This window comes from Ancylobacter mangrovi (assembly GCF_024752335.1).
Lineage (GTDB): Bacteria > Pseudomonadota > Alphaproteobacteria > Rhizobiales > Xanthobacteraceae > Ancylobacter > Ancylobacter mangrovi.
Genome location: NZ_JANTHY010000001.1, coordinates 180,678 through 195,219 on the forward strand (window position 1 = coordinate 180,678; position 14,542 = coordinate 195,219).

Sequence of the window (14,542 nt, forward strand, 5' to 3'; positions counted from 1 at the left end):
GTTGCGCCCCCTTGCCGGGACAGGTGCGGGCATTATCGCCCCGCTCTTGGGGGGTGCGGATAAGTTTTTCCGGGAGGGGGATGGGAGGCCGGAGCGGCGGCTCTCCGACGGGTGAGGGATGGGAGATTGGTCCCTGCCACCGGACGCCCGCACGAGGATCGCCGATGACGCAATCTACGCCTTCACGATCGGCGACGAGGCGTTCATCAAAAGGTTGCGGCGCGAGCCGGGCCAACTGATGATGGTATCCGACAACGCCCAGCACTTCCCGGCCCGGCCAGTGCCGGCGGGGGAGCCGTTCCAGATCATAGGGCGGATATGCTGGGGCGCTCGCGAACTCTAAGGTGTTGCTATGCTGCGTATTTTGATGGCTTCCTGCATGTTCCTGGCCGTGACCGCCGGCACGGCGGCGGCGCACGAGGCGGACAAGTTCATGCGGGTTTTCTGTGCTGGCTCTGCGGATGAGATCGCCGAGTGCGAAGCCGAAATGGCCAAGTTCCGCAAGCTCTACAAGCGCGCATTCGAGAATGACTACCAAGCCCAGCGCAATCTTGCTTACACCTTGTGGAAGGGCAACAGCGTCGTCCTGAGCGACCGCAAGACGAGCTGCGCCTGGCGCGTCGCCATCATCTGGCTCGGCTCGTCGAAGGTCGATACCTCGGACCGCGGCAACATGAATACCTACTGCGGAATGCTTTTCCCCGATCAGCGGCCCGAGGCGCTCGAACTGGGCAAGGTCATCGGCCGCCGCGTCCTCGCCGGCGGCAAGATCGACGAGACAGTTGTGGTGCACAAACCGGACCCGACACTGGACGGCACCGCGGAGCCTCTCACCGCCGACTGATTAATCGGCCGCTACCCGTTTCTAAAGCGCCTCCCATGATCCGCTGACCGGCCCGGCGCTCGTCTGCAATATCAACTATCGCGCCCCGCCTTTTCTTCGCGTCTCTGCAAGACCGCCCGCCCGCCGCTGCGGAAACGCCGTCCCCTGCGAAACCCCTCCATATCGATGGCTCGTCCCGCTTCCGGCCCGCGGGCGGCCCCCTCCCTCACGCGCTCGCCGCGTCGAGGCCGAGGTCGAGGATGGGGGCGGAGTGGGTCACCCAGCCGACCGAGATCAGGTCTACCCCGCTCGCGGCGATCGGGCCGACCGTCTCCCGCGAGACCCGGCCCGAGGCCTCGGTGAGCGCCCGCCCGCCGACCATGGCGACGGCGCGGGTCAGCGTCGGCGGGTCCATATTGTCGAGCAGCACCGCATCGACGCCCTCGGCCATCGCCTCCTCGAGCTGGGCCAGCGTGTCGACCTCGACCTCGATCTTCACCATGTGGCCGGCATTGGCCTTGGCGGCGCGGATGGCGGGGACGACGCCGCCCGCCACCGCGATGTGGTTGTCCTTGATCAGCACCGCGTCATCGAGGCCGAAGCGGTGGTTGGAGCCGCCGCCCGCGCGCACCGCGTGCTTCTCCAGCGCCCTCAGCCCCGGCGTGGTCTTGCGGGTGCACACGATGTGCGCCTTGCCGTGGGCACGGGCGATCTCGACCAGTCCGGCGGTGGCGGTGGCGACGCCCGACATGCGGCAGGCGATGTTGAGCGCCACCCGCTCGGCGGTGAGGATCGCGCGGGCCGGACCCTCGAGCCGCATCACCGTGTCGCCGGGCGCGACGGCGCTGCCGTCGCCGCGCTCGACAACGATGCTCAGCGTGGGGTCGATCAATTCGAACGCGATCACCGCCGCGTCGATGCCGGCGAGGACGCCCGTCTGCCGGCTGGCGATGACGGCGGTGAAGCGGGCATCGGCGGGAACGACGGAATCCGTCGTCACGTCGCCCGCGCGGCCGAGATCCTCAAGGAGAGCGGCGCGCACGACCGGCTCGACCAGCAGGCGGGGAAGCGGGGGAAGGGAAGGCGTGTTCATGGCGTCCATCCGGAAGGGCATGGCCGGCCGCGCCGGCCGGGACCGATGAAGGGTAAGGTCTCCCGGCGGCGGGGCCGGGAGACGGGTTGGAAGGCGCGGGCGGCCGGGTCAGGCCACCTGCCGCACCGCGTCGGCACTGGCGTCCGGCGCGGCGATTGGCGCGGCGAAGGGCGCGGTGCGCGAATGGAGCGCCTGCGCGGCCGGCTCGGGATGGTCGGCGCGGAAATGCCCGCCCCGGCTCTCGGTGCGCGCGAGCGCCGCCTCGGCCACCAGCCGCGCGACCAGCGCGAGGTCGTCCTCGCCGCCGGCCGACAGCTCGGCGAGGCGGGCGATGGCGCTCTCCAGCCCCGCCGCCTCGCGCACCACGCCGACCTGGCGCTCCATCAGCGCGCGGATCTCCGCCCGCGCCGGGGAGGGCCGCGCCGGGGCGCCGGGAGCGGCCAGCCGGCCAAGAGCGTGCATGGGCGAGCCGGCGATGTCGGCGGCGATGGCGCGGGCGCAGACCAGCGCCTCCAGCAGCGAGTTGCTGGCGAGCCGGTTGGCGCCGTGCAGCCCGGTCGAGGCGACCTCGCCGCAGGCCCACAGGCCGGCGACGCTGCTGCGCCCCGCCGCGTCCACCTCGATGCCGCCCATGTGGTAATGCGCCGCCGGCCGCACCGGGATCGGCGCCTCGGCCGGGTCGAGCCCGTGCGCGCGGCACAGCGCGACCACGCCGGGGAAGCGGCGGGCGACGCCCTCGAAGCGGGCGTCGAGCACCACCGGCCGCCGGCCGGCCGCGATCTCCGCGAAGATGGCGCGGGCGACCACGTCGCGCGGGGCGAGCTCGGCGCCGGGGATGGCGGCCATGAAGCGCTCGCCACGCGCATTATAGAGCCGCGCGCCTTCCCCGCGCAGCGCCTCGGTGGCGAGCGGCATGGGATCGGCGCCGGCGGCGATGGCGGTGGGGTGGAACTGCACGAACTCCATGTCGCGCAGCACAGCGCCGGCGCGGGCGGCCAGCGCCAGCCCGGAGCCGGTGGCGCCGAGCGGGTTGGTGGTGGCGGCGTAGAGCCCGCCGAGCCCGCCGGTCGCCAGCACCACGGCGCGCCCGGCGAGGGCGGCGACGCGCGCGTCGCGGTCCTGCACGCCGACCCCGGCGACGCGGCCCTCGGCGTCGGTGAGCAGGCGGATGGCGCGCTGGCCGGCGAGGACGTGGATCGAGGGGCAGGCGAGGGCGGCCTTCGCCAGCGTCTCCAGCACCACCCGGCCGGTGCCGTCGCCCTCGGCATGGACGATGCGCCGGCGCGAATGGGCGGCTTCCAGTCCCAGCGCGAGGGCGCCCGTGCCGTCCCGGTCGAACGGCGTGCCGAGCGCGACCAGCCAGTCGATGGCACCCGGCGCGGCCTGCGCGATGCGGCGGGCGACCTCCGGCTCGGTGAGGCCGGCGCCGGCGTCGAGCGTGTCCTGCGCGTGCAGCTCGGGCGCGTCGTCCGGGCCGATGGCGGCGGCGATGCCGCCCTGCGCCCAGCCGGTGGCGGCCTCCGCCCCGAGCGGGGCGGCGACCACCAACGTGACCGGGAGCGGGGCGAGGGCGAGCGCCGTGGCGAGGCCAGCGACACCGCCGCCGACGAGGATGACGTTCTCGGGCGAATGGTCCACCGGGTCGCTCCTCAGCGGATGGCGAGCATGCGCTCGACGGCAAGGCGCGCGCGGTCGGCGACGAGCGGGTCGATCTCGACCTGGTGGGTCATGGTCTCCAGCGCGCGGCGGATGTTCGGCAGGGTGATGCGGCGCATGTGCGGGCACAGGTTGCACGGGCGCACGAACTCGACCTCCGGGTGGCTGACGGCGACGTTGTCGGCCATCGAGCACTCGGTGATGAGCACCACGCGGGCCGGCTTGTGGTCGCCCACATAGTCGGCCATGGCGGCGGTGGAGCCGGCGAAGTCGGCGGCCTCGACCACCTCGGGCGGGCATTCGGGATGGGCGAGCACGACGACGCCGGGATGGCTCTCGCGCAGGTCGCGTATGTCGGTCGGGGTGAAGCGCTCATGCACCTCGCAATGGCCCTTCCAGGCGATCAGCTCGAGCTCGGGCACCTCCTTCTGCACATTTTGCGCGAGGTACTCGTCCGGCAGCATGAGGATGCGGTTGACGCCCCATTCCTTCGCCACCGCGCGCACCACCTTCACCGCGTTGCCCGAGGTGCAGCAATAGTCGCTCTCGGCCTTCACCGCGGCCGAGGTGTTGACATAGGTGACCACCGGCACGCCGGGATAGTGCGCGCGCATGAGGCGCACATCCTCGGCGGTGATGGATTCGGCGAGCGAGCAGCCCGCCTCCATGTCCGGCATCAGCACGGTCTTGGAGGGGTTCAGGAGCTTGGCGGTCTCGGCCATGAAATGCACGCCGGCCATGACGATGACGTCGGCATCGACAGTCACCGCCTCGCGGGCGAGCGCCAAGCTGTCGCCGACGATGTCGGCCACCGTGTTGAAGATCTCCGGGGCCTGGTAGTTGTGGCCGAGCACCACGGCGTTGCGCTGGCGCTTCAGCACCTCGATGGCTTCGACGTCGCGCACGATGAGCGGCCATTCGGCCGGGGTGACGTGCGCCGACACCCGCTTGTAGAAATGGGCGAGCGGCATCTCGCGGGGCGCCTGGTCCGGCGCGAAGCCGGTGGTGGCGGTGTTGGCGTGGTCGGCACGGGCAGCGACGTCGAACTCCAGCATCGCGACCTCCCTTATGCTCGTTTTGAGTATATCCTGGGCCAAAGAATGCCGGGCATCCAGCCCGGCGTCTCGGAGGTTATGCTAGAACTGAGTATAAGTCGGTGTCAACAGTCTGTCACAAATACGGTGATCGGCTTCGGCGATCGCCGGCGCGGGCAGACGCAGGCCGGCGCGGGCACAGCAACGAGGGAAGGCGCGAATGACTTTGGCGATCGGGGCGGCCACGCCGGAGGACGAGAGGGCGGTGGTGCATCTGTGGCGGGCCTGCGGGCTCACCGTGCCCTATAACGATCCCGCGAGCGATTTCCGCTTCGCGCTCGGCAAGGCGGCCTCCGACGTGCTGGTGGCGCGGCTGGAATGCGGGCGGGTCGGCGCGAGCGTGATGGTGGGCTATGACGGGCATCGCGGCTGGCTCTACTACGTCGCGGTCGACCCGATGATGCAGCGCCAGGGCGTCGGCGCGCTGATGGTGGAGGCGGCCGAGGCCTGGCTGCGGGAACGCGGCATCGTCAAGGCGCAGCTCCTCGTGCGCGAGACCAATGCCGGCGTGGTCGCCTTCTACGAGAAGCTCGGCTTCGAGACCGCGCCGCGCGTGATCATGTCGAAATGGCTCGACGGGCGCGACCCGTCGTGAGGCCGAACTGTTCAGGTGAGACTATCTGGAAGGGTTTGTCCGCGCTGCTTGCGCGGTGACGGCGGGCGAGGAAGCGGGCGATCCCGGCCTTGCGGCCGGGCCGATGCGGCCTTCGCCGCGAACCGGCGGGCCCGCTCCCCGACGCCCCCGTTCGTCAGCCGATCTGTTCGATGACGATGGCGCGGATCTGCTCGCGCGTCAGGCCGCACGGCTCCGGCTTCCAGTCGGCGCTGGAGCGGATGGCGGGCTTGGTGGTGGTGATCTGCTTCTTGGTAGACATGAATCCTCGGTGCCGCGGCGACGCAATGTCGGCGGCTGACGCTGATGCGCCTGTATGATGAGAGAAAGGCCTGCATCGTTGGCGATGCCGGCTCGGCCGCCCGATCGGCGACGATGCCAAACTAACCGGCCAATGCGTCCCTAATGTGACGTAATGGAAGCGGCGCCTATCGCCGCCCGAGCCCGCCGGGCAGGCGCACGCCCGGGGCGGGGCGCTCCAGCAGCACCTCGCGGCGGAAGCGCACCAGCCGGGCCGGGCGCCCGCCGGTCTCGGTGGTGGTCTCGCCGGTCTCCTCGACCAGGCGCTGCTGCTCGATCAGCCGGCGGAAATTGCCCTTGTGCAGCCGGACCCCGGCCAGCGCCTCCACCGTGCGCTGGAGCTGCAGCAGGGTGAAGCCCGGCGCCATCAGCTCGAACACCACGGGGCGGTACTTGATCTTGCCGCGCAGCCGGGCGATGGCGAGCGCCAGCATGCGCCGGTGATCCTCGCGCATCTCCACCCCAGAGGGGCCGGGGGCGGGGCGGGCCGAGCCGCGCTCGCGCAGCGCCTCGGCGACGAGGCCGGCCTCGTAGAGCAGCTCGTAGCGCTCCAGCACCCGCTCTTCGTTCCAGCCCGCCTCGTGCCCCGCGCCGGAGCCGCCGAAGCACAGCGTCACCCGCTCGGCCCGCATCTCGCCCATGCGCGGATTGGCGGCCGCCGCCGCCCAGGCGCGCAGGCCCGGCTCCAGCGCGTCGAGCACCGCCGGGCGCCCGTCGCGCCAGTCCTCCCAGGGGAAATAGCGGTACCAACTCTGCCATGCCGCATCCGCGTCGCCGGCCGGGCGCGCCTCGCGCACCAGGGCGAGATAGGCGAGGGAGAGCGCGCGCCGGCCGTCCTCGCCGCGGTCGCGGTCGCCGAAGGTGTAGAGCTGCTCGACATAGCCGAGCTTCTGCAGCGTCTGGCGCTCGACCCAGGAGCGCAGGCCGGTCTCCAGCGTGCGGTGGCCGCGCTCCAGCGGGCCGGAGGGCAGCGCCTCGCGCCCGTCCGCATGGCGGATGGCGAGCACCTTCGGGTCGTCGCCCGTGACCGCGACGATCACCGCCGACAGGCCGATGGCCGGGCCGGGCTCCGGCCCGTCGGGCGCGGCAAGATCGGGCGCAGAGGGGGCGGGCGCAGAGGTGTCGGGCGCCGGCGTGCGGGGCGTGTCGTCGGAGGGGCTTGTCAGGGTCGAGGCGGCCATCGGTTGCGGTCGGACGGGACGGGACAAGTGGGATCGCCCCCGAAAAGGGGAGCCGCCCCATAGATAGCACGGCCCGGCGCCGCTGGCGCCCGCCAATGGCGCGGCGCGTCCCGCAAGACGGGCCGACAGGGCCGGAAGGGAGTGATAGGGGCGGGCGCGATACCGGGCGGGGCCTTGCATCGCCGGGGCGGCGGTGGCAATCGGGCAGGGGAACGTCAAGCGAGGTGGATGATGAGCTCCAAGGTGGTTCTTCCCGGCGGCGAAAAGGTGCCCCAACTCGGCATCGGCACCTGGATGATGGGCGAGCGCGCCAGCGCCCGCAAGGAAGAGATCGAATCGGTGCGCCTCGGCGTCGAGCTCGGCATGAAGCTGGTCGACACCGCCGAGATGTATGGCGAGGGCGCCTGCGAGAGCTTCCTCGGCGAGGCGCTGGCCGGGCTGCGCGACGAGGTGTTCCTGGTCTCCAAGGTCTACCCGCACAATGCCAGCCGCGCCGGCGTGATCGCCGCCTGCGAGCGCAGCCTGAAGCGGCTGAACACCGACCGGCTCGACCTCTATTTGCTGCACTGGCGCGGCGGCACGCCGCTGGCCGAGACCATCATCGGCTTCGAGCACCTGAAGACCGAGGGCAAGATCCGCCACTGGGGCGTGTCGAACTTCGACACCGACGACATGAACGAGCTCTACGAGACCCCGGGCGGGGAGGGCTGCGCGGTCAACCAGGTGCTCTACAACCTGACCCGGCGCGGGCCGGAATTCGACCTGCTGCCGTGGCTGGAGGAGCAGGCGATCCCGCTGATGGCCTACAGCCCGATCGAGCAGGGGCGCATCAAGACCTCGGGCGTGCTGGCCGAGATCGCCGCCCGCCATAGCGTCACGCCGTTCCAGGTCGCGCTGGCCTGGGTGCTGCGCAACCCGAACAACATCGTCATCCCCAAGGCCTCGCGGCCCGCCCATATGCGCGAGAACGCCGGGGCGCGCGAGGTGAAGCTCGACACGCAGGACTTCGCCGCGCTCGACGCCGCCTTCCCGCCGCCGAGCCGCAAGCGCTCGCTGGAGATGCTGTGAGGGGTTAGGGCGGTTCTGGGCTGGAGCTTCGGGGGGCGGCGTCGGCCGCGCCCCGCGCCAGCCCCGCCAGCCAATGCCGGATCACGGCCCGATGCTCGTCGGCGAGGCCGGCCATCAGCCCGTCCTCCCAGTCCGCCACCCGCGCTTTGGCCGCCTCGAGCCGGCCGCGGCCCTCGGCGGTGAGCGCGATCTGCCGGATGCGCCCGTGCACCGCATGGGCGCGCCGGGCGATCAGCCCCGCCTTGAGCAGGTTGGCGACGATCACGCTCATGGTCTGCGGCGTCAGCAGGGCGAGGCGGGCGAGGTCGGCATTGGAATGGCCGGGATAGGCCTCCAGCATGGTGAGCACGGTGAATTGCGGCGCGGTGAGCCCGAGCTCGCCGAGCCCGGCCTCCAGCCGCTGGCGCTGGACGTGCGCGGCCTGCCGCAGCAGGTAGCCGATATGCCCGTCGACGCCGCGCTTGCCCTCGCCGGGGGCGGGGAGCGGGGCAGGCTCGTCCCTGTTCATTATCAGAGCCCTGATATAATGTTCGTGCTCTGATACTAACCGTGACCGTGGACCGAGACCATCATGAATGCGCACAATCCCGCCGACCCGCATGTTTCCCCAGACCCCGCGCCGTTCGCCTTCGCCGAGTTCCAGCAGCTTGTGCCGGAGGCGACGCCCGCGCTGAGGGCGCTCAGCCGGGCGGCGAATGCCGGGCTCGATCACGGCACGGTCGAGCTGGTGAAGGTGCGGGTGTCGCAGATCAATGGCTGCGCTTTCTGCACCGCGCTTCACCTCGAGGCCGCGCGCAAGCTCGGCGTCGCGCCGGCCAAGCTGGATCTCGTCGCGGTGTGGCGCGAGGCCGGCCTGTTCGACGCGCGCGAGAAGGCGATCCTCGCCTTCGCCGAGGCGCTGACCGCGATGGGCCGCGCGCCGCTGCCGGAGGATGCGCTGGCGGGGATCGCCGCGCATCTGTCGCGGGCGGAGATCGCCCATCTCGCCGCCGCGATCGCCACCATCAACGCCTGGAACCGCATCGCCGGCGGCCTGCGCTTTCCCGTGACCACCGCGCCGTGAGCGGTGGAGGGGCGACAGCGGGAGCGGATCGGCTATAGGAAGGGCGAAACGTTCCCGCCCTCCCGTCCGCCGGATGCCGCGCCCGTGCCAAGCCCTTCCCCCGACCCGCTGATCCGCCTCGACAAGGTCACGCTGCGGCGTGGCGGGCGGGTGGTGCTCGACGCGCTCTCGCTCGAGCTCGCCGAGAAGCGGATCGGGCTGATCGGCACCAACGGCTCGGGCAAGAGCTCGCTGGTGCGCCTGTTCAACGGGCTGCTGAGTGCGGACGAGGGGCGGGTGGTGGTGCACGGGCTCGACGCCACCGGCAAGGCGGCGGAGCTGCCGCGCAAGGTCGGCTTCATCTTCCAGAATCCCGACCACCAGATCATCTTCCCGACCGTGGCCGAGGAGGTCGCCTTCAGCCTCGAGCAGGCCGGGCGCCCGCGCCGGGAGGCGGCGCGCGAGGCTGTGCCCGCGCTGGCCCGCTTCGGGCGCGCGCACTGGGCCGAGCGGCCGGTGCACACGCTCTCGGAGGGCGAGAAGCAGCTCGTGTGCATCATCGCGGTGCTGGTGATGGAGCCGGCGGTGCTGGTGTTCGACGAGCCGTTTTCCAGCCTCGACCTGCCGACGAGGCGCCGGCTGGAGGCGCTGATCGCCACCCTGCCGCAGCAGGTGGTGATGATCGCGCACGAGCTCGACGCCTTCGGCGCCTATGACCGGGTGATCTGGCTCGACGAGGGGCGCGTGCGCATGGACGGGCCGCCCGGCGAGGTGGTCGGCGCCTATCGCGCCTTCGCCGAGGCGGTGAGCGCGGAGCCGTTCGCGTGAGGGAGTTGGCCGCGTGATCTCGCTCTACCTCGCCGAGCGCACCTGGCTGCATGGCGTGCCCGCCGGCTGGAAGCTCCTCGCGCTGGCGCTGGTGAGCCTCTTCGTCGCGCCGTTCGACGCGCTGGCGCCGATGGCGGGGCTGCTCGCGGCGACGCTCGCCCTCTATGCGACGCTCGGCCGGCCGGCGCTGCGCCAGATCGCGCTGCTGCGGCCGATGTGGCCGCTGATCGCGATCCTGCTCGCCTTCCACTGGTGGCGCGGCGATCCGATGCTGGGCGTCGCGGTGGCGCTGCGCCTCCTCGCCATGGTGCTGCTGGCGAATGCGGTGACGATGACCACGCGCATGGATGCGATGATGGACGCGGTCGAGCCGCTGCTGCGCCCGCTGGCGCTGGTGGGGGTGTCGCCGCGCGCGGTGGCGCTGGCGGTGGCGATGATGATCCGCTTCGTGCCGCTGCTGTTCGCTCTGTGGGAGGCGCTGGGCGAAAGCTGGCGCGCGCGCACCGGCCGGCGCGGCGGCTGGCGCCTTCTCGCGCCGTTCTGTATCCAGACGCTGAGACTGTCCCACCACACCGCCGAGGCGCTGGCCGCGCGCGGCGGCGTGCCGGGCACCCTGCCGCGCACGCGCCGCCAATGAAGGATCGGAACCGCCGATGAAGGATCGTTCTCTCGTCCAGATCGCGCTCTACGCCGCGATCTTCGCCGTGCTCGGCCTGCTGCCGAAGTTCGACCTCCCGTTTGCCGGCGGCGTGCCGATCACCGCCCAGAGCATGGGCGCGATGCTGGCCGGGGTGATGCTGGGCGCCTGGCGCGGGGCGCTGTCGATCGTGCTGCTGCTGTTCGTGGTGGCGCTCGGCGCGCCGCTGCTGGCGGGCGGGCGCGGCGGGCTCGGCGTGTTCTTCACCCCTTCGGTCGGCTTCATCTTCGGCTGGGTGGCGGCGGCCTTCGTCACCGGCTGGCTGATGCAGGCGATGCGCCGGCAGTCGGTGCTGGCCTCGGCCCTGATCGCCTCGGTGATCGGCGGCATTGTCGTCGAATACGCCTTCGGCATCGTCGGCCTGTCGCTGAAGGCCGGGCTGTCGCTGGCAGACGCCACCAAGGCCTGCCTGATCTTCATTCCCGGCGACGCCATCAAGGCGGTGCTGGTGGCGCTGATCGCCCAGACCGTGGCGCGCGGCATGCCGGACGCGCTGCTCTCGCGCCATGTCTGAGTGCGCCATGTGTGAGTGCGCCATGCGTGAACGCGCCATGCATCAGTGCATCCGCGTGGCCGCGTGAAGGCCGGGCCGGTGGCCGCCGCGACCATTGCGCAGACGCTCCCGGCGCTGGCGGCGGCCGATCCGCACGCGCCGGCGCTGCTCTGTGATGATGAGCGGCGCAGCCGGGCGGAGCTCGCCGCTCGGGTCGGCGGGCTTGCCGCCTGGCTCACCGGGCGCACGCCGCCGGGGGCGGGGATCGCGCTCGCGCTCGACAATGGCCCGGCGCTGGTGGAGCTGTTCCTCGCCTGCGCGGTTTCGGGCCGGCAGGCGCTGGTCTACGACCCGGCCTGGCCGCCTTCCGGGCGCGCCGCGATCGAGGCGGCGCTGGCGCCGGAGCTGACGCTCGAGGCCGCGCCCGACGTGCCGGCGGCGCCCTTTCCCCCGCCGCCGACGCCGCTCGCGCCGTTCTATGTCGGCTTCACCTCGGGCACGACCGGCACGCCCAAGGGCTACCGGCGCAACCACCGCTCCTGGATCGACAGCTTCGCGGTCAGCGAGGCCGAGTTCGGGCTCGGACCGGACGACGTGGTGCTGGCGCCGGGCGGGCTTGCCGCCTCGCTGCACCTCTACGGCGTCGTCCATGCGCTGCATGCCGGCGCGCCGGCGGTGATGAGCCGCCAGTTCAACCCGGAGCGGCTGTTCGCGCTGATCGCGCGCCATGGCGTCACCGCGCTCTACGCCACCCCGACCCAGCTTCAGATGCTGGTGCGCATGGCCGAGGGCGCGCGCTTCGAGCGGGTGCGCGCGCTGATGATCAGCGGCGCCAAATGGCACGAGGCGATGCGCGCGGGCACCCGGGCGCTGTTTCCCAATGCGCGGATCTTCGAGTTCTACGGCGCTTCGGAGATGAGCTTCGTGACCATCGGCCATCCGGACGAGCCGGTGCCGGAGGGCTCGGTCGGGCGGGCCGCCGGCGGGGTGGAGATCCGCATCCGCGACGGCGAAGGCCGCGACCTGCCGGCCGGCGAGACCGGCACCATCTGGGTGGCGAGCCCGATGCTGTTCGACGCCTATGCCAGCGGCGGCGGCACGGAGACGCGCCGCGCGGGCGCGTTCCTCACCGTCGGCGATCGCGGGTGGCTCGACGCGCAGGGCTACCTGTTCCTCGCCGGGCGCGAGAAGCGCATGCTGGTGACCGCCGGGCAGAACGTCTATCCCGAGGAGATCGAGGCCGCGCTGATGGCGCTCGAAGGCATCGAGGAGGCGGCGGTGTTCGGCCTGTCCGACCCGCTGCGCGGGGTGCGGCTGGTGGCGGTGCTGCGCCGCCGCGACGGGGCCGCACGGGCCGACGAGCCGGCGTTGCGGGCGGCGCTGAAGAGCCGGCTCGCCGCCTACAAGATCCCGCGCCGCTTCCTTGTCGTCGCCCGCTGGCCGCGCACCTCCGGCGGCAAGGCCGACCTGCCCGCGCTCCAGCGCCTCGCCGAGCGCCTGCTCGCCGAGGAACGGGACGCCGCGGGGCCGGCCGCATGAGCCGCGCCACCGGCGGGACGGCGGGCGTATGGCCAGCTACGCCGGCTGCGCGTTTGCCCGGCGCGCGCGCCATGGTGCAGGATCGGCGCGATCCTCACCGCGCGAATCCGTTCGCGCGACCTCGCGTCGGCGCGCTGCGCCGACCCGCACCGGGAGCGGGCCTCGATCCATGAACACCATTTCCTCACGCCAGCAGGACATCGTGATGCTGGCCCGCGCGCAGGGACGGGTGAGCGTGGAGGATCTCGCCGCCCGCTTCGAGGTGTCGCCGCAGACGATCCGCAAGGACCTGAACGATCTGTGCGCGCGCCGGCTGATGTCGCGCGTGCATGGCGGGGCGATGGTCACCTCCGGGGTGGAGAACCTCGCCTATGAGGCACGCCGCGCCCTCGCCCAGGGCGCCAAGCGGGCGATCGCCGAGGCGGCGGCCGGCATCGTGCCCAACCGGGCCTCGCTGTTCATCAATATCGGCACCACCACGGAGGAGGTCGCTCGCGCGCTGGGCGGGCACGAGGACCTTCTCGTCGTGACCAACAACCTGAACGTCGCGGTCGAGCTCTACCGCCACCCGAAGATCGAGCTGATCATGGCCGGCGGCCCGGTGCGCCGCGCCGACGGCGCCGTGATCGGCTCGGTGGCGGTGGACTTCGTGCGCCAGTTCCGGGTCGACTATGCGGTGATCGGCGCCTCCGCCATTGAGGAGGACGGCACGCTGCTCGATTTCGACTACCGCGAGGTGCAGGTGGCGCGCGCCATCATCGACAATGCCCGCCAGGTGATCCTGGTCGCCGACCATTCGAAGCTGGAGCGCTCCGCGCCGGTGCGGATCGGGGCGATGGAGGAGGTCGACATCTTCGTCACCGACCAGGTGGCCTCGCCGGCGCTGCGCGAGGTCTGCGCGCGCCATTCGGTGGAGCTGATCGAGGTCGGCCGGCGCGAGGAAGAGGATTTCTAGCGCCGGCCCGACGCGCGCAAGCGCCGCGGCGACCCTTCGTAAGCTCTTCGTCCGGCGGCGGTTTCGTCGTGGCGTGATCCGGCGAAGGTACAACACTGGGGTGGTTAGCAGCCGGCGCCGGCTGGCCTAGACTGGCGCCCCCGCGAAGCAGGAGGAATGCACATGGCACTGCGCCGGCTCGGCCGCTCCGATATCCTCGTACCCCCGCTGTGCTTCGGCGGCAACGTGTTCGGCTGGACCGCGGACGAGGCGACCTCGTTCCGCCTGCTCGACGCGCTGGTCGAGGCGGGGTTCAACTTCATCGACACCGCCGACGTCTATTCGCGCTGGGTGGACGGCCACCAGGGCGGCGAATCCGAGGCCGTGATCGGCAAGTGGATGAAGGCGCGCGGCAACCGCGCGAGCCTCGTCATCGCCACCAAGGTCGGCGCCGACATGGGGCGCGGCAAGGTGTGCCTGAAGCCGGACTACATAAAAAGCGCGGTCGAGGCGTCGCTGAGCCGGCTTCAGACCGACTATATCGACCTCTACCAGTCGCACTGGGACGACCCGGACACGCCGTTCGAGGAGGTGCTGGGCGCCTATGAGGAGCTGATCCAGGCCGGCAAGGTGCGGGTGATCGGCGCCTCCAACCTCTCCGCCTCGCGGCTGTTCGAGGCGCTGGCGGTGGCCGCGCGCGAGAAGCTGCCGCGCTACGAGACGCTGCAGCCGGAATATAATCTGTGCGAGCGTGCCGGCTACGAGGCCGAGCTGGAGCCGCTGTGCAGCCGCAACTCGCTGGGCGTGATCACCTATTTCTCGCTCGCCGCCGGCTTCCTGACCGGCAAGTACCGCGTGCCCGCGGATGCGGGCAAGAGCCCGCGCGGCGGGGGCGTGGTCGACAAATATCTCAACGACAAGGGCCGGGCGATCCTCGCCGCGCTCGACGAGGTGGCGGCGGCGCACCAGGCGAGCCCGACCAGCGTGGCGCTGGCCTGGATCATCGCCCGCCCGAGCATCACCGCCCCGATCGCCAGCGCCTCGAAGGTCGAGCAGCTCGGCGAATTGCTGGCGGCGGCCGAGTTGAACCTGACCTCCGGCGAGATCGCCAAGCTCGACGCCGCGAGCGCCTGGAAGGCATGATCGGCCCGGCCCGGGCCCGACAACAACGAGGCGAGAGG

The 14,542-nt window shown here is 71.8% G+C and carries 17 protein-coding genes; 11 read left to right on the plus strand and 6 right to left on the minus strand.

Annotated features, from left to right (window positions below; genetic code table 11):
• Positions 1–118 precede the first annotated feature (118 nt).
• Both NVS83_RS23515 and NVS83_RS00760 read left to right on the plus strand, forming a co-directional pair.
• A complete protein-coding gene (locus NVS83_RS23515; RefSeq protein ID WP_374115000.1) occupies positions 119–343 on the plus strand; it encodes a S24 family peptidase in 225 nt (74 codons plus the stop codon).
• Positions 344–352: 9 nt separating this feature from the next.
• Positions 353–844 carry a hypothetical protein gene (locus NVS83_RS00760; RefSeq protein ID WP_258737620.1) on the plus strand — a complete coding sequence of 164 codons (492 nt, stop codon included), beginning with the start codon at positions 353–355 and terminating at the stop codon, positions 842–844.
• Between the two features lie 205 nt (positions 845–1,049).
• On the opposite strand, the gene nadC is transcribed toward NVS83_RS00760, so the two are convergent.
• The 3 genes from nadC to nadA all read right to left on the minus strand — a co-directional run bounded on the left by nadC (position 1,050) and on the right by nadA (position 4,627).
• On the minus strand, positions 1,050–1,916 hold the full coding sequence (gene nadC / locus NVS83_RS00765) for a carboxylating nicotinate-nucleotide diphosphorylase (protein WP_258737621.1): 867 nt from the start codon (positions 1,914–1,916) through the stop codon (positions 1,050–1,052).
• Positions 1,917–2,024: 108 nt separating this feature from the next.
• Positions 2,025–3,554 (minus strand): L-aspartate oxidase, encoded by a 1,530-nt coding sequence (locus NVS83_RS00770; RefSeq protein ID WP_258737622.1) that lies wholly within the window; start codon positions 3,552–3,554, stop codon positions 2,025–2,027.
• Between the two features lie 11 nt (positions 3,555–3,565).
• Positions 3,566–4,627 (minus strand): quinolinate synthase NadA, encoded by a 1,062-nt coding sequence (gene nadA, locus NVS83_RS00775; RefSeq protein ID WP_374115001.1) that lies wholly within the window; start codon positions 4,625–4,627, stop codon positions 3,566–3,568.
• Positions 4,628–4,826: 199 nt separating this feature from the next.
• Between nadA and NVS83_RS00780 the strand changes: the two genes are divergently transcribed.
• On the plus strand, positions 4,827–5,261 hold the full coding sequence (locus NVS83_RS00780) for a GNAT family acetyltransferase (protein WP_258737623.1): 435 nt from the start codon (positions 4,827–4,829) through the stop codon (positions 5,259–5,261).
• A gap of 154 nt (positions 5,262–5,415) precedes the next feature.
• On the opposite strand, the gene NVS83_RS00785 is transcribed toward NVS83_RS00780, so the two are convergent.
• Together NVS83_RS00785 and NVS83_RS00790 are read right to left on the minus strand one after the other, a co-directional pair.
• Positions 5,416–5,541: a hypothetical protein gene (locus NVS83_RS00785; RefSeq protein WP_258731323.1), complete on the minus strand. Its 126-nt coding sequence runs from the start codon at positions 5,539–5,541 to the stop codon at positions 5,416–5,418.
• A gap of 166 nt (positions 5,542–5,707) precedes the next feature.
• The gene (locus NVS83_RS00790) at positions 5,708–6,760 is read right to left on the minus strand and encodes an NUDIX hydrolase (RefSeq protein WP_258737624.1); all 1,053 of its coding nucleotides are present in this window, start codon (positions 6,758–6,760) and stop codon (positions 5,708–5,710) included.
• Positions 6,761–6,991: 231 nt separating this feature from the next.
• On the opposite strand from NVS83_RS00790, the gene NVS83_RS00795 reads away from it, so the two are divergent.
• Positions 6,992–7,828: an aldo/keto reductase gene (locus NVS83_RS00795; RefSeq protein WP_258737625.1), complete on the plus strand. Its 837-nt coding sequence runs from the start codon at positions 6,992–6,994 to the stop codon at positions 7,826–7,828.
• Positions 7,829–7,832: 4 nt separating this feature from the next.
• On the opposite strand, the gene NVS83_RS00800 is transcribed toward NVS83_RS00795, so the two are convergent.
• A complete protein-coding gene (locus tag NVS83_RS00800; RefSeq protein WP_258737626.1) occupies positions 7,833–8,336 on the minus strand; it encodes a MarR family winged helix-turn-helix transcriptional regulator in 504 nt (167 codons plus the stop codon).
• Positions 8,337–8,399: 63 nt separating this feature from the next.
• On the opposite strand from NVS83_RS00800, the gene NVS83_RS00805 reads away from it, so the two are divergent.
• From NVS83_RS00805 to NVS83_RS00835, 7 genes are all read left to right on the plus strand, one after another.
• Entirely contained in the window at positions 8,400–8,891 is a 492-nt protein-coding gene (locus tag NVS83_RS00805; RefSeq protein WP_258737627.1) for a carboxymuconolactone decarboxylase family protein, read from the plus strand.
• A gap of 84 nt (positions 8,892–8,975) precedes the next feature.
• Positions 8,976–9,698 carry an energy-coupling factor ABC transporter ATP-binding protein gene (locus NVS83_RS00810; protein ID WP_258737628.1) on the plus strand — a complete coding sequence of 241 codons (723 nt, stop codon included), beginning with the start codon at positions 8,976–8,978 and terminating at the stop codon, positions 9,696–9,698.
• 13 nt (positions 9,699–9,711) lie between these two features.
• On the plus strand, positions 9,712–10,335 hold the full coding sequence (locus tag NVS83_RS00815) for an energy-coupling factor transporter transmembrane component T family protein (protein ID WP_258737629.1): 624 nt from the start codon (positions 9,712–9,714) through the stop codon (positions 10,333–10,335).
• Positions 10,336–10,351: 16 nt separating this feature from the next.
• Positions 10,352–10,909: a biotin transporter BioY gene (locus NVS83_RS00820; RefSeq protein ID WP_258737630.1), complete on the plus strand. Its 558-nt coding sequence runs from the start codon at positions 10,352–10,354 to the stop codon at positions 10,907–10,909.
• Between the two features lie 78 nt (positions 10,910–10,987).
• Positions 10,988–12,427: a class I adenylate-forming enzyme family protein gene (locus NVS83_RS00825; protein ID WP_258737631.1), complete on the plus strand. Its 1,440-nt coding sequence runs from the start codon at positions 10,988–10,990 to the stop codon at positions 12,425–12,427.
• Between the two features lie 169 nt (positions 12,428–12,596).
• Positions 12,597–13,382 (plus strand): DeoR/GlpR family DNA-binding transcription regulator, encoded by a 786-nt coding sequence (locus tag NVS83_RS00830; protein ID WP_258731311.1) that lies wholly within the window; start codon positions 12,597–12,599, stop codon positions 13,380–13,382.
• A gap of 162 nt (positions 13,383–13,544) precedes the next feature.
• Positions 13,545–14,504, plus strand: coding sequence for an aldo/keto reductase (locus tag NVS83_RS00835; RefSeq protein ID WP_258737632.1), 960 nt, complete (start codon positions 13,545–13,547; stop codon positions 14,502–14,504).
• The last annotated feature ends 38 nt before the right edge of the window (positions 14,505–14,542 follow it).